The sequence below is a fragment of the Brucella tritici genome, assembly GCF_902825325.1.
Classification (GTDB): domain Bacteria; phylum Pseudomonadota; class Alphaproteobacteria; order Rhizobiales; family Rhizobiaceae; genus Brucella.
Genome location: NZ_CADEAR010000002.1, coordinates 66,495 through 81,237 on the forward strand (window position 1 = coordinate 66,495; position 14,743 = coordinate 81,237).

Genomic DNA, 14,743 nt, shown 5'->3' on the forward strand with positions numbered 1-14,743 from the left:
CGCCTATGCAAGGAAATCAGTCCACTGGACTGATTTCTGATCCCGCTTGACTCTTGCCTCGCTCGATTCAATACTAGAACATATAGAGAACAAACGATGGAATCTAGACGTGAGCGGCATCGACATCGCGGCGCTGCGGCGCATGGTTACGACCATAGAAGGCAACGATCCGCAAGGCAGTTTTGCAAATCAGGGACAAACGGGCTTCGGGCGCGCGCGCAGTTTCACGCTCGGCCTTGCCGGGGCCGATGCCGCCTTTCCGCATGGCCTTGCAGGCGATGCGCTGCATGAGGTTTTTGCCGAAAACCCCGGCGCGCATATGGCCGCGACCGGCTTTGCGCTCGCTTTTGCCGCCCGTGCGGCAGAAGGTGTTACAGAACCTCGCCGCCCGATCATCTGGATCGAGGAAGAAAGTGCTGCAAGTGAATATGGCGGGCTTTATCCGCCGGGGCTTCATGCCTTCGGGATCGACCCGTCGCGACTTCTGATCGTGCGCTGCCCCACGGCACAGGATGTCCTGAAGGCAGCAAACGATGCGCTGGAAGCCGGAAGCGGCGGCAAGGCCTCGCATCTTGTTTCCGGCGTCGTCGCCTCGGTGACAGGCCAGCCGAAATGCCTCGACCTGACCGCCTCGCGGCGTCTGCTTCTGGCAACCGAAACCGCGCAACTGCCCGTCATCCTGCTCAGGAGCCACCGGACAGGCGTGCAGAGCGCTGCCGTCAGCCGCTGGCGAGTGGCGCCCGCGCCATCCCGTTCAAGCGGAGCAAACGCACCCGGCAAGCCTGTCTTTTCGGCGGTTCTGGAGCGCAATCGCCACGGCACATGCGGGCAATGGATCATGGAATGGAACAATGAAACCCTTGAATTTGATGCAAGAGAACGGGATGACAGAACGTCTGTTTCTCGCCCTCTGGTTTCCGTTTCTGCCGACCGACCGGCTTCGCAACAACGCTCCGCCTGATGGCAAACCGCGCCTGCCTTTGGTGGTGACCGAGCGCACGGCCAATGCGCTGCGGCTGACGGCGGTGGATGCCGAAGCGGCAAGGTTCGGTCTTTTTCCCGGCATGGCGCTGACGGATGCGCGCGCCCGCGTGGAAAGGCTTGAAGTGGCAACGGCAGCACCGGACCATGATGCGGCATTGCTCAAGCGTCTTGCCCATTGGTGCGAACGCTACACGCCGCTTGTCGCCTTCGATGAGCCGCATGGGCTGATGCTCGACATAACCGGCTGCGCGCATCTTTTTGGCGGGCTCGACGCCATGCGTGCCGATGCAATCCGGCGTCTGGAACGGGCCAGGCTTGGCGTACAGGCGGCGATTGCCGATAACAGTTTTGCCGCGCGGCTTCTGGCACGGGGAACGAAGGGCGGTGTCTTCAGCAGGACAGAGGCCGACCGGTTGCTCCCCCGCCTGCCGCTCTCCGCGCTTGAACTGACGCAAGCCGCCGAAACCGGCCTCAAGCGCGCCGGATTGAAACGCATCGGCGATGTGATGGGGCTTCCGCGCGCCGCCCTCACCGCCCGTTTCGGCACCGATCTTGCCACCAGGCTCGACCGGCTGGCGCGGCAGGAGCGCGCGCCGATTTCCCCCTTGCGCATCATGCCGCTCAGTACCGTCGAGCGCCGCCTGTCAGAGCCGGTTACCGCAATGGAACTGATCGAACACATCTTGCAGGAACTGGCGCAGGAGCTTTTTGCGCAACTTGAACCGGGGGGCAAAGGCGCGCTTCTGATTGAGGCTTCCTTCTTCCGTGTCGATGGCGAAGTGCGTCATATCCACATCGAAACCGGCCAGCCCTTGCGCAACGACAAGGTTTTCCTGCGCCTTGCGCGTGAAAGGCTCAACGCCCTGACAGACCCGCTCGATGCCGGGTTCGGCTTCGACATGATCCGGCTGGCAGCGCTGCGCAGCGCGCCAATCGCCCCGCGCCAGACGGGGCTCGACCAGCATGAAGAGGATGAAGCGGGGTTTGGCCAGCTTGTCGACCGGCTTTCGGCGCGGCTTGGACAGAACCGCGTTCTCGTTTCCTTTTCGCGCAACACGCATATGCCGGAGCGCGCTTTCGGCCTCGTCCCTGCCTTGCATGGGTCGCGAAAAACCGAAGCCGATTATCGCAGCCAGGCGGAACTGCCGGGCGACCCGCCAGCACGCCCCATAAAACTGTTTCGCCCGCCGCAGTTGATCGAAAGCGTGGCGGAAGTGCCCGACAGTCCGCCTTCGTTCTTCCTGTGGCGACGGGTGCGCCATCATGTACGCCTTGCCGAAGGACCGGAAAGGATCGAACCGGAATGGTGGCTCGCAATCGGTCATACGGTTCCGGAACTGCGCGATTATTACCGGGTGGAAGACGAGAACGGCCAGCGCTTCTGGATTTTCCGCGAGGGGCTTTATGACGGCGCCAATCACCCGCGCTGGTTTTTACACGGACTGTTCGCGTGATGACCCGTTACTTTGAAATGGCTGCTGCCAGCAATTTTTCCTTCCTTTGCGGCGCGTCGCATCCGCAGGAACTGGTAGAGCGTGCGCATGAGCTTGGCCTGTCCGGCATCGGCATTGCCGACCGCAACACGCTGGCTGGCGTGGTACGGGCCCATGCGGCATGGAAGGATTTTCGCGACAAGAGCGATTTCCGCCTTTTCATCGGCTGCCGCCTGTCCTTCACCGACGACACGCCGGATATGGTCGTCTATCCGCGTGATCGTCCAGCCTATGGGCAATTGTGCCGCCTGCTGACGGAAGGCAAACAGCGCGCCGCCATCAAGGGCGAATGCCATCTGCTATGGGCCGACCTGCTATTTCGCGCCCGGCAGTTCCAGATCGCAGTCTTTCCGCCTGACGAAGACAGACCGGATTTTGCCGCACGCCTGACGGAGATTGCACAGGCCGCACCCGGCTCGGTCTGGCTGGCACTTGCCATGCCGCATCAGGGCCATGACGGACGCCGGGCCGAACGCATCGCCCGTTTTGCAGCCGAAGCCAATGTGCCGCTGCTCGCCACCAATGACGTGCTTTATCATCACCCCGACCGCCGCGCGCTTCAGGATGTGCTGACGGCCACGCGCCATCACACAACCGTCTTCGCAGCCGGACGGCTTCTCGAAAAGAATGCCGAACGCCACCTGAAACCACCAAAGGAAATGCTGCGGCTGTTTCGCGACTACACTGAGGCCGTCGAAGCGACCGCCGATTTCGTCGCGCCCATCACCTTCCGGCTTGACGAGCTGAAATATGATTATCCCGACGAGCCGGTGCCGCCCGGCAAGACGCCGCAACAGCATCTGCATGCTCTCACCTGGGAAGGTGCCGCCCGTCATTACGGCGCTAACAGCATCCCGTCGAAGGTGCAGGCGCTGATCCACAAGGAACTGGCGCTGATCGAAAAGCTGCAATATGCAGCCTATTTCCTCACCGTCTATGACATTGTGAACTATGCCCGCAGAGAGAACATTCTGTGTCAGGGGCGCGGTTCGGCGGCCAATTCCGTCGTCTGTTTCTGCCTCGGCATTACCGGCGTAAACCCGACGGAAGTGGATCTCCTGTTCGAGCGCTTCATCTCCGCCGAGCGTCAGGAACCGCCGGATATCGACGTCGATTTCGAGCATGAGCGGCGCGAAGAGGTGATGCAATATGTCTATGACCGTTATTCGAGAGATCGCGCAGCCATTGTTGCAACCGTCATCAGCTATCGGTCGCGTAGCGCGATCCGCGATGTCGGTAAGGCGCTGGGCCTGACCGAAGACGTGACTGCGGCGCTTGCCAATACGGTCTGGGGCATATCGGGCGGCGGCATCGACAAGCAGCATATCAGGCAGGCGGGTCTTGACCCCGACAATCCCATCATCCGACGCGCAGTGGAACTGGCCATCACGCTGATCGGCTTTCCGCGCCACCTGTCCCAGCATGTCGGCGGTTTCGTTCTGACCCGTGATCGACTGGACGAGACCGTGCCTATCGGCCCGGCAGCGATGGAAGACCGCTCCTTCATCGAATGGGACAAGGACGATATCGACGAAGTGGGGCTGATGAAGGTCGATGTGCTGTCGCTCGGCATGCTCACCTGCATCCGCAAGGCTTTCGACCTCATTCACCAGCACAAGCCGCAGCTTTATGAGGGCGAGAAGCTGACGCTGGCAACCGTGGAGCAAAAAGACGAAGCCGTGTACGACATGCTGTGCAAGGGAGATTCGCTCGGCGTTTTTCAGGTGGAAAGCCGGGCGCAGATGAACATGCTGCCGCGCCTGCGCCCGCGTGAGTTCTATGATCTCGTCATCGAGGTCGCCATTGTGCGCCCCGGTCCCATTCAGGGTGACATGGTGCATCCTTATCTTAGGCGGCGAAACAATGAGGAACCCTGCACCTTGCCATCGCCAGCGCCGGAACATGGGCCGGCGGATGAGTTGCAGCAGATTCTCGGCAAGACCAAGGGCGTGCCGCTGTTTCAGGAACAGGCGATGCGCATCGCCATGGAGGCTGCAAAATTCACGCCGGATGAGGCCAACCAGTTGCGCCGCGCCATGGCCACTTTCCGCAAGATGGGCACCATCCATACGATGGAGACAAAGATGATCGAAGGCATGGTCAATCGTGGCTACGACCGGACCTTTGCCGAAAACTGCTTCAACCAGATCAAGGGTTTCGGCGAATATGGCTTTCCCGAAAGTCATGCGGCAAGCTTTGCCCATCTGGTCTATATTTCCGCGTGGATCAAATGCCACCATCCGGAAGTGTTCGCCGCAGCGCTTCTCAATTCCCAGCCCATGGGTTTTTACGCCCCCGCCCAGATCGTGCGCGATGCCCGCGAGCATGGCGTGACGGTGCTGCCCGTCGATGTGAATTTCAGCCAATGGGACAATATTCTGGAGGAAACACCCGACGTTCACCTGGCGCTCCGGCTCGGCTTTCGCCAGATCGATGGTTTTTCCAAGGAGGACGTAAAACTTCTGATTGCCGATCGGCAGGAGCCTTACCGCACCATTGAAGACATGCATCGGCGGCTCCGGCTCGACCGGCGCGCCTTCACGCTTCTGGCGGATGCCGATGCCTTCGGCTCGCTCGATATCGACCGCCGCGCAGCACTTTGGGCCGTGCGCCGTCTGCCCAACGACGAAACCCTGCCGCTGTTCCGCGCCGCCGCAACCAGCGAACTGGCGGAGGAACCGCGCACAAAGCTTCCTGAAATGGCCGCATCGGAGCATGTGATTGCCGATTACGAGACGACCCGGCTTTCGCTGAAAGGGCATCCTCTGCAATATCTGCGCGAGGTGCTGGCAGCGGAAGGTGTTTCAACCTGTCGTGCTGTGCAGGAAGGCGCCGACGGACGCCGCATGAAAGTGGCGGGCGTCGTCACCGTCCGCCAGCGCCCCGGCAGCGCCAAGGGCGTGGTGTTTCTCACCATCGAGGATGAAACCGGTATCGCCAATATTGTCGTCTGGTCGAAGATCATGAAGGCGTTTCGCCGCGAAGTGATGGGTGCGCGGCTGATCCATATCGAAGGCCGCATCCAGCGCAGCCCCGAAGGGGTCGTGCATCTGGTGGCGTCAAAGTTGCAGGATCGTTCGGCAGCATTGATCGAAATGAGCGGACGCGAATCGCAGCGCCTCGTCGCTCCATCCCAGATGGCGCATCATCCGCGGAATGTGAGGATTATGCCGAATTCACGCGATTTCCACTAGAGCAGTTCCAGTTAAAACGGAATCTTGAAACTGCTCTATCTGTTTGTTTTTACGCATGTCTCTATCCCGAAACCGGTTCCCACTTTCGGGAGACATGCTCTAATTCCATGCGCCGACAAAGAACACCGCACAGTAATGCAGTGCCGCGCCCACCACGACAAAACCGTGCCAGATGGCATTCTGAAACCGCAGGCGCTCCCAGACATGGAAGATCACACCCAGCGAATAGACCATGCCACCGGCTGCAATCAGCCAGAAAACGGCTGGCGGCAGTGACTGCACCATGGTGTCGTAGACCATCACACCACTCCAGCCGAGCGCCAGATAAAGCAGGATCGACAGCCGGTCGAAACGCCCCGGCATGAACAGTTTCAGCATGATGCCAACGAAAGCCACGCTCCAGACGAAGAGAAGCAGCGGCAGTGCGCGGTCGCCCATATGCATGGCAAAAGGCGTGTAGGTTCCGGCGATCAGAAGATAAATCGCCGAGTGATCAAAACGGCGCAGGAACCATTTGGTCGGCGAAACCGGCCAGATATTGTAGACAGCCGAAATGCCGAGCGCTGCCAGAAGGCTCGCGAGATAGACCCCCGACGAAATCGAGGTCGCCGCAGGCATGTTCGGCAGAAAATAGATCAGCATGGCAATGGCACCGCCAAGCGCCAGCCCCACACCCAGAACATGGATGATACCATCGGCCCACAATTCGGTCCGGTCATATTTCCATTTGACTGGATGAGGCAGTCTTACATTCATGAAATTTCCCTGTCGTCGGTTCCAGAGCGCGTTTCGATCTGATTGGGTCAGATCGGCGCTCTAGTCCTTTGTTTTAACGCGCATCTTTTCCGAAAACCGTTTCACACTTTTCGGGATGCGCTCTCAACAGGAAACTGCCATCACTTTGCAGCGTCAAGATGACAGTTAGTTTATTGCGTTGCCGGTACGTAGGAAGCCTGAATGGGAGCTACGCCGGGGAGCGGTGCTGCCCCGCCTTCCGGCAAGGATGCCGGTTGGATGGAAGCGGCTGCGTCACGGGTCGGTCCGCTGCGCTTCCAGCGTCCGTCGAGGCCGGTTTCCTGCAACAGTCCCTTGCGCTTGGCATCGTAATAGTAGCCGCGCGCATAATAGCGGACTGCCTGGCTTTCATCACCGCCTGCGACCTTATAGGCGCCGGACAGATAGCGAACCGCATATTTCAGATTGGTTTCCGCATCAAGCAGGCCCTTGGCCGCGCCCGTATATCCCATGCCGCGCGCGGTCGGATGGCTGATCTGCATCAGGCCCCAATAGGGTCCGTTGCGGGCGCCCGGATTGAACCGGCTTTCGCGATGCACGACCCGGCGCACAAGGCGTTCAGGGACGTCATAGGCGACGGAATATTTGGTAATCAGCGCATCGAGTTCTTCCGGCGCATGATCCGGTGTCTCAAACGCCATGTTGGCGGCAACGGATGCCGGCGAAGCGGCAGCCTGCGCACCCGCATAGGCCATCATCGGTTCGGACTGGCCACGAATGCCGGGAATGGGAACAACGGCAGGCAGAACCGGATCGGAAGGATCGGTCACGGCTGCGACGGTTTGCGTTCCGGCAGCAGCGCCTGCATCGGCAGTCGCCGTGCCTGCAGCATTGGCCGTGGCACTGGTGGCACTGCCTGCTGCGGAAGCAGTCTGGCTGGATGCATCGGTCTGCGTGATCAAAGCCGTTTTCACAGGCTTGCCGTCATTGGTTGTATTGCAAGCGCTGAGCGCCACGGCACAACCAAGAAGCATGAGGCCCTTGCGGACCAGACCGGCGGATGAAGAAGAGGAAAGCGCGTAACGCATGACCGGACCCGTTCTCAGGAATCGAAATCTTTTTCGATGCGTTTTTCAAGCTCGACCAGATCTTCAGGCAGAGGCAAACCGCTGGCCCGCAGCGCATTGAGCTTCTCGCGAACCGTTTCACGGATTTCGTGAGCGTCCTGCGGCTGATTCACCATTTGCTCGAAAAGCAGCGCAATTTCTGCCTTGATGTCCTCGAATGCCATCCAGATCCTCTTGGCTTTACAGGCATCGGAAAGCGCCCGTTTCAGTCAATATTCTTTCGGTCGATGACAATCGTGTACCATGCAAAAGACGGCGAACGGAAGCGCTAAACGTCGGGGCTTGGCCAAAATGAATATTTCAAATGGTAACAAAAAGATTAACGCACTCACAGAATGCGTGGCAGCATCATATCTACCGCATTGAAATTAAACGCGAAAATATCAAGATCATCGAGGTCCAGACCGCCATTGGGGTCGAAGAGATAAATGCTCATCCAGACGAGCGCGATCACGAGCAAAATTGCCAGAATCGTCAGAATCAAAAGGCGTCGCCCGAGCGCGGTCTTGCGACCCGCTCCTTCCGGCGGCTGTTTGGCCATAGTCAATTGCTGCCTTGTTCAATCGTCATTGGTCGCGTTCAGTTCATCCGGCGGAGTGCCATGTTCGGGCTCCGCCGACAGATAGCCCTCGCGCACCAGCCATTTGCGCAGGATCAGCGTCATCGCTTCGGTCTGGTTGAGACCGGGATGCTTTTCGGCGATGAAGCGCTCCAGAGCGTCGTGCACGTCATCGGGAAGATAGATGCTCATTCAGGCTCCTCCACGTGAAGAGAATCAGACCACGGTAACGGTGAGGGTTGCCACGCCGTCGACCTTGCCTTCCAGACGGTCGCCGCGCTTCACCGGCCCAACGCCCGCAGGCGTACCTGTAAAGATAAGATCGCCGGGCTGCAGCTCAAAGAGCGAAGACAGGTAGGAAATGGTTTCCGCCACCTTCCAGATCATCTGGTTGAGGTCGCCCGACTGGCGGGTTTCGCCATTGATGGAAAGCGAAATCGCAGCCTTTGCCGGGTGGCCGATTTCCGACACCGGCACGATGGCCGAACAGGGCGCGGAGTGCTCGAACGCCTTTGCGACTTCCCACGGACGGCCGGCCTTCTTGGCCACGGCCTGCAGGTCGCGGCGCGTCATGTCGATGCCGACGGCGTAGCCATAAACATGGTCCAGCGCCTTTTCGACAGCAATGTCGGTGCCGCCGGCCTTCAGCGCCACCACCAGTTCGATCTCGTGATGTACGTCTTCGGTCTTCGGCGGATAAGGGAAATCACCGCCTTCAATCACGAGACTGTCCGGGTTCTTCTGGAAGAAGAAAGGCGGATTGCGGGTCGGATCACCGCCCATTTCAATGGCGTGATCGGCGTAGTTCTGGCCGACACAATAGATGCGATGCACGGGAAAGCGCGCGTCCGTTCCCTTCACAGGCAAAAAAGGCTGCGGGGGCGGCGCGAAAACATAAGTCGTCATGGGGAACTATTCCGGTCGGAAACTGATGAAGCGATTTTTGCCATCATGCAGACGCAAGTCCATCGCCGCAACCCTCGAAAGGCGCAATTCCCTGTTATCGTGCATCGGCTTTGACGACAAAATCTGCCTTGCGCGACTGCGCTACCACGAGTTCGGCATTGGGAATGTCGTTGGAAAGGGCGCGGTTTCGGGCGGCTTCGGCATCGAAGCCGAAGCCGAGCCAGCGTTCGATCAGGCGACGCTCCAGCTCTGCAAAGGGCACATCCAGATAGATCGTCATGTCGAAAAAGGACGCAAGCTGCGCCCATGGCTGCCGATCGAGCAGCAGATAATTGCCTTCGACGAGAAGCACGCGATGCTCGGGGCCAACCACGGATGCGGCGGCGCGCGAAAGCTCCAGCGAGCGATCGAAGACCGGGATGAAGACCTCGCCCTCTGCCTGCTGCAGACGCTGAAGCAATACCGCAAATCCGGCGCAGTCGAAGGTGGGCGGCGAACCCTTGCGGCTCAGCAATCCGCGCTGATCGAGAATCCCGTCATCAAGATGAAACCCGTCCATGGGCACGACGATGGACGGCGTTTCGCCGCCCTTGTTGATGGCATGGAGCAGATAATCGGAAATGGTGGATTTCCCGGCTCCCGGCGGGCCAGCAATGGCCACGATCAGGCGCCCGTCGGTTTCCGCCAGCCGCGCAAGAATTTCCGATGGCAAGGCTTCGCGCTCAATAGGCGTCATGTGCGGTTTCCGTGATTCGTCCTGTCACCTTATCAGAAGCTTAAGCCGCTTCCTTCGGCCTCATCGCGCCGGTCATCAGCGCCACGGCATCCGACATGGAATATTCCTTCGGGTCGATGACCGTCAGGCGGCGTCCGAGCCGGTGAATGTGGATGCGGTCCGCAACCTCGAACACATGCGGCATGTTGTGCGAGATGAGCACGATGGGCATGCCGCGCCGCTTCACGTCCAAAATGAGCTCCAGCACGCGGCGCGATTCCTTGACGCCCAGCGCCGCCGTCGGCTCATCCATGATGACCACCTTGGAGCCGAAGGCGGCGGCGCGCGCCACCGCAACGCCCTGACGCTGGCCGCCCGAAAGGGTTTCCACCGCCTGACCGATGTTCTGGATGGTCATCAGGCCCAGTTCGGACAGTTTTTCGCGCGCGATCTTTTCCATCGCGCCGCGATCCAGCATGCGGAACAGCGAGCCAAGCGGTCCCTTGCGGCGGATTTCACGCCCCAGAAACAGATTGTCGGCGATGGAAAGCGCAGGCGACAAAGCAAGGTTCTGATAGACCGTCTCGATGCCCGCCTGCCGTGCCTCCATCGGCGAATGAAAGCTGACCGGCTTGCCGTCGAGCAGGATTTCCCCCTCGTCGGGCTTGATTGCGCCGGACAGTGCCTTGATGAGCGAGGACTTGCCTGCGCCATTGTCGCCGATGACCGCGAGGATTTCGCCCGGATAGAGGTCGAAATCGGCATGGTCGAGAGCCGTGACGCGACCATAGCGCTTGACGAGCCCCTTGGCAGAAAGAACAGGCGTGGTGTTCGTTTTCATGCGGCAGCCTTTCTGATCCACTGGTCGATGGCGACGGCGGCAATGATGAGAACGCCGATCAGGAGATAGGTCCATTGCGGATCGGTGCCCCACAGGCGCAGGCCCAGCGAAAACACGCCCACGATCAGCGCGCCGAACATGGTGCCGAGAATGGAGCCGCGTCCGCCGAAGAGCGAAATGCCGCCGATCACCACGGCGGTGATGGATTCGATATTGGCGAACTGGCCCGCTGTGGGTGAAACGGAACCGAGACGGCCAATCATCGCCCAGCCCGCAAGGGCGCAGATGATACCGGCCAGAACATAGACCGACATGAGGATCGGCTTGACCGAGACGCCGGAAAGCTGTGCCGCTTCGGGATCGTCGCCAATGGCATAGACGTGCCGCCCCCAGGCGGTGTGGTTCAGCACATACCAGAACAGCAGGACCAGAAGCACCATGGCAATGACGCCATAGGTGAAGACCGCGCCGCCAATGCGAATGCTCTCGCCAAAGAATTGCAGGATCGGTGCCTCAGCCGTGATTTCCTGCGCGCGGATCGTCTCATTGGCGGAATAGAGGAAGTTGGTGGCGAGGATCACCTGCCACATGCCGAGCGTCACGATGAAAGGCGGCAGGCGGACATAGGCCACCAGAAAGCCGTTGATGAAGCCGCACAGCGCGCCGGTGGCAAAGCCGCACAGAACGGAAAGTTCGGCGGGGAGCCCATAGCGGAAAGTGAACTGGCCCATCACCACCGATGACAGCACCATGATGGCGCCAACCGAAAGATCGATACCCGCCGTCAGGATTACGAGTGTCTGTGCCACGGCGATGATGCCGGTGATGGCGACCTGCTGCAAAATGAGCGTGAGAGCAAAGGCGGAGAAGAACTTGCCGCCAAGCGTGATGCCGAACACCAGCAGCGACAGGACGAGCACGATCAGCGGCACGGCAGCGGGATTGTGATGCAGAAAATTCCGCATCCGGTAAAGCACCGACTGGTCGCCCGCATCAAAGGAGGCGACATCAGCCGCGCTTTGCGCCAGCGTCTTTTCATAGTCCTGCATAGACGGTTTTTGTGCAGCGGAAGCCGCCTGTGGCTCACTCATGTCTGTCTCCTGCCTTCACCTGCAGAAAGGTCCGGCAAATCTTTCGATCTGCCGGGCCAGAACCTTAAAAGCCGATCAGCCCCAGCACTTGTCGAGTGCGGTCTTCGTGTCGATGGACGGAACGCCTTCAACCGGCTTGTCGGTGACAAGCGACACGCCCGTATCGACAAAGTCCTTGCCTTCGGTCGGCTTCGGCTTTTCACCCGTATCGGCAAACTTCTTGATCGCCTCGATACCGAGTGCCGCCATCTGCAGCGGATATTGCTGCGAGGTCGCGCCGATCACACCGGCCTCGACATTCTTGACGCCGGGGCAGCCGCCATCGATGGAAACGATCAGCACGTCCTTTTCGCGACCGACAGCCTTCAGCGCCTCATAGGCACCGGCAGCGGCAGGTTCGTTGATGGTGTGGACGACATTGATATTCGGGTCCTTCTGGAGAAGGTTTTCCATCGCGCGACGTCCGCCTTCTTCATTGCCGTCGGTCAGGTCGCGACCGGCAATGCGCGGATCATCCTCGTCACCGAGCTTGGTCTTGTCCTTCGGATCGATGCCGAAGCCGGTGGCAAAACCCTGATCGCGCAGAACGTCGACGCTCGGCTGCGATGCGGTGAGGTTGAGGAAGGCCACATGCGCATCCTTGGCCTTGTCGCCAAGCGTTGCCGCCGCCCATTTGCCAACCAGCTCACCAGCAAGGAAATTGTCGGTGGCAAAGGTTGCGTCAGCCGCATCGGCGGGCTCCAATGGTGTGTCGAGCGCGATGATGAGCGCGCCTGCGTCGCGCGCCTTCTGGAGCGACGGCACGATGCCCTTGGTGTCGGAAGCGGTGATGAGAATGCCCTTCGCGCCATCAGCGATGCAGGTTTCGATGGCGGCGACCTGGCTTTCGGAATCGCCGTCGATCTTGCCCGCATAGGTCTTGAGATTGACCCCAAGCTCCTTGGCCTTGGCGATGGCGCCTTCCTTCATCTTGACGAAGAACGGGTTGGTATCGGTCTTTGTGATGAGGCACGCGCCGACATCGGCGGCATTGGCCGAACTCAATGGAATGGCGGCAGCGCCAAGCGCGAAGGCAGCAAAGGCTGCCGACAGAACTGTCTTCTTCATGGACTCCTCCCAGATTGAAACCGGTCCTCTTCCCCCGGCAGAAGAGAAGCAAAACACGGCTTCAAAACAGAGTCAATTAATAAATCCACTTGATTTATTAATATGCTGTGTCACTCTGAAAGACGGAGGAGAGAGGATCGAAAGAGGCAGGCACCGAGCCCGCTGCCGCGCCGCATGATCGGTCTTAGAGACTGAATCAAAAAGCGGCAGGCCGAGGCGAAAATGGTGATTTTCGAGTACCGGAGCGGAGCGTACTTCCAAGCATAGCCCCGGAAAGTTGCAGGCTTTTCGGATAAGGCTATGCACCTGAGAAAGGTACGTGAGCACCGGAACGTAGAAAGGCACCATTTGCAGACCGGCATGGTGACTTTTGGAGCAGGCTCTTAAGCGATTGTTTTTATTTCATATCCCTTGCAAAGAGGGCTTTTTCTCCTTCGATGGTTGGTTTAGGAATTCCGGCATTCCATGGCTGCATTTCGAAATTGCATTCCATGGCACGGAATCTGGGAGAGGCTATGGTCAGGCATAAAGTTGAAGGCGAACCAGACAGCGGGTCTGCCGATATGCTTTCCGACACGCTGTCAGGCACTCTTTCCGGCACACTTTCTGGCACTCCGGGGCCTGCCATGCTGCAATTTGCCGGGCCGGGCGCGAGCGTCAATCGCGGTTCAAACCAGATCGGCGTGCGTGCCTATAATGAGCGGCTGGTTCTGGCGCTTGTACGCAGGCATGGCCAGCTTGCCCGCGCCGACATTGCCCGCCTGACCGGGCTTTCGGCGCAGACGGTTTCCGTCATCATCCGTGCGCTGGAAAAAGACGGCCTCATTACGCAGGGCGAACGGGTGCGCGGTCGTGTCGGCCAGCCTTCCATGCCGATGCGCCTTGCCGCCGACGGGGTTTTCTCCTTCGGTCTCAAGATCGGGCGGCGCAGCGCGGAAATCATCCTGATGGATTTTCTGGGTGCGATCCGCGAACGGCGGCACATCACCTATCGCTGGCCTGTGCCGGGTGAAATCCGCCGCTTCACCCTCGATAGTGTCAACGCTTTCACTGCAGCCCTCGAACCGGCCAAGCGCGACCGCATTGCGGGGCTCGGCATCGCATTGCCCTTCGAATTGTGGAACTGGGTCGAGGAAGTCGGTGCACCTGCCGAAGATCTCGATGCATGGCTCGGCGCCGATCTGGTCAGCGATTTCGCCAGGGCGTTTTCGTTTCCGGTCTTCGTGCAAAATGACGGAACGGCGGCTTGCGGCGCGGAACTGACCTTCGGTCGCGGGCCTGAATTCACCGACTTCGTCTATTTTTTCATTGGCTCGTTCATCGGTGGCGGTGTGGTGCTGAACAACACGCTCTATCCCGGACGCACGGGCAATGCGGGCGCGCTCGGCTCCATGCCGATGCGGATGCGCGGCACGTGGGAGCGCGGCGAAACCTTGCAGCTCATCGATACGGCTTCGCTGTTCGTCCTCGAACGCATGTTGCAGGAGCGGCATCTGCCCTCCGACGATCTGTGGCTTTCACCGGAAAACTGGCGCAACTTCGGCACTCCGCTTGACGAATGGGTGGCGCTTGCCGCACGCGGGCTGGCGCATGCGACGGTGGCGGCCGCCTCCGTCATCGACTTTCCCGCCGCCGTCATCGATGGCTGGCTGCCGGGCAATGTGCGTCACCGCATCGTGGAAGCGACCCGCGTGGAGCTTTCATGCCTCGACTTGCAGGGCCTGCGCGCGCCGAAGATCATCGAGGGCAAGGTTGGTGTCCATGCCAAGGCGATGGGCGCGGCAAGCCTGCCGCTTTCCAACCGCTATCTGTTCGACCAGAGCGTCCTGTTCAAGGATGCAGGTTAGGCTACAGAGACGAATTAACTTATGGTTCGGTATAGACGAAAATGGTTCAGCTTTAGGAGCGGAACCGAAGGTGGGGTATTCCCCCCAATCGAGGTTTCGCGACGCCAAGATGGAGCATTTTCGTCATATCGCGAAGCGACATGG

The 14,743-nt window shown here is 59.8% G+C and carries 14 protein-coding genes; 4 read left to right on the top strand and 10 right to left on the bottom strand.

What is annotated here, in order from left to right; all coding sequences use genetic code 11:
* The first annotated feature begins 109 nt into the window (after positions 1–109).
* Genes HWX93_RS02525 through HWX93_RS02535 form a run of 3 tightly spaced genes read left to right on the top strand, consistent with a single transcriptional unit; the run spans position 110 to position 5,671 of the window.
* A complete protein-coding gene (locus HWX93_RS02525) occupies positions 110–961 on the top strand; it encodes an ImuA family protein (protein WP_176036401.1) in 852 nt (283 codons plus the stop codon).
* 25 nt (positions 962–986) lie between these two features.
* Complete coding sequence (locus tag HWX93_RS02530) at positions 987–2,438, top strand: Y-family DNA polymerase (protein ID WP_176036620.1); 1,452 nt, start codon at positions 987–989, stop codon at positions 2,436–2,438.
* Positions 2,438–5,671 (top strand): error-prone DNA polymerase, encoded by a 3,234-nt coding sequence (locus tag HWX93_RS02535; RefSeq protein ID WP_176036402.1) that lies wholly within the window; start codon positions 2,438–2,440, stop codon positions 5,669–5,671. The genes HWX93_RS02530 and HWX93_RS02535 overlap by 1 nt, the downstream gene beginning before the upstream one ends.
* A gap of 99 nt (positions 5,672–5,770) precedes the next feature.
* On the opposite strand, the gene trhA is transcribed toward HWX93_RS02535, so the two are convergent.
* The 10 genes from trhA to HWX93_RS02585 form a co-directional block, all read right to left on the bottom strand.
* The gene (trhA, locus tag HWX93_RS02540) at positions 5,771–6,427 is read right to left on the bottom strand and encodes a PAQR family membrane homeostasis protein TrhA (RefSeq protein WP_176036403.1); all 657 of its coding nucleotides are present in this window, start codon (positions 6,425–6,427) and stop codon (positions 5,771–5,773) included.
* A gap of 170 nt (positions 6,428–6,597) precedes the next feature.
* Positions 6,598–7,494 (bottom strand): lytic transglycosylase domain-containing protein, encoded by an 897-nt coding sequence (locus HWX93_RS02545; RefSeq protein ID WP_109989200.1) that lies wholly within the window; start codon positions 7,492–7,494, stop codon positions 6,598–6,600.
* Between the two features lie 14 nt (positions 7,495–7,508).
* Positions 7,509–7,697 (bottom strand): hypothetical protein, encoded by a 189-nt coding sequence (locus HWX93_RS02550; RefSeq protein ID WP_061344759.1) that lies wholly within the window; start codon positions 7,695–7,697, stop codon positions 7,509–7,511.
* 164 nt (positions 7,698–7,861) lie between these two features.
* Positions 7,862–8,074 (bottom strand): hypothetical protein, encoded by a 213-nt coding sequence (locus tag HWX93_RS02555; protein WP_176036404.1) that lies wholly within the window; start codon positions 8,072–8,074, stop codon positions 7,862–7,864.
* Positions 8,075–8,092: 18 nt separating this feature from the next.
* A complete protein-coding gene (locus tag HWX93_RS02560; RefSeq protein ID WP_010657878.1) occupies positions 8,093–8,284 on the bottom strand; it encodes a hypothetical protein in 192 nt (63 codons plus the stop codon).
* A 24-nt stretch (positions 8,285–8,308) separates the two neighbouring features.
* Positions 8,309–8,998 carry a fumarylacetoacetate hydrolase family protein gene (locus tag HWX93_RS02565; protein ID WP_176036405.1) on the bottom strand — a complete coding sequence of 230 codons (690 nt, stop codon included), beginning with the start codon at positions 8,996–8,998 and terminating at the stop codon, positions 8,309–8,311.
* A gap of 94 nt (positions 8,999–9,092) precedes the next feature.
* On the bottom strand, positions 9,093–9,734 hold the full coding sequence (locus HWX93_RS02570) for a nucleoside/nucleotide kinase family protein (RefSeq protein WP_176036406.1): 642 nt from the start codon (positions 9,732–9,734) through the stop codon (positions 9,093–9,095).
* Positions 9,735–9,774: 40 nt separating this feature from the next.
* Positions 9,775–10,554: an ATP-binding cassette domain-containing protein gene (locus tag HWX93_RS02575; RefSeq protein WP_109989196.1), complete on the bottom strand. Its 780-nt coding sequence runs from the start codon at positions 10,552–10,554 to the stop codon at positions 9,775–9,777.
* Complete coding sequence (locus HWX93_RS02580) at positions 10,551–11,645, bottom strand: ABC transporter permease (RefSeq protein WP_151556604.1); 1,095 nt, start codon at positions 11,643–11,645, stop codon at positions 10,551–10,553. Before HWX93_RS02580 ends, HWX93_RS02575 begins: the two co-directional genes overlap by 4 nt.
* 75 nt (positions 11,646–11,720) lie before the next feature.
* Positions 11,721–12,752, bottom strand: coding sequence for a sugar ABC transporter substrate-binding protein (locus HWX93_RS02585; protein WP_061344752.1), 1,032 nt, complete (start codon positions 12,750–12,752; stop codon positions 11,721–11,723).
* Between the two features lie 563 nt (positions 12,753–13,315).
* Between HWX93_RS02585 and HWX93_RS02590 the strand changes: the two genes are divergently transcribed.
* Positions 13,316–14,599 (top strand): ROK family transcriptional regulator, encoded by a 1,284-nt coding sequence (locus HWX93_RS02590; RefSeq protein WP_419190673.1) that lies wholly within the window; start codon positions 13,316–13,318, stop codon positions 14,597–14,599.
* Positions 14,600–14,743: the final 144 nt, after the last annotated feature.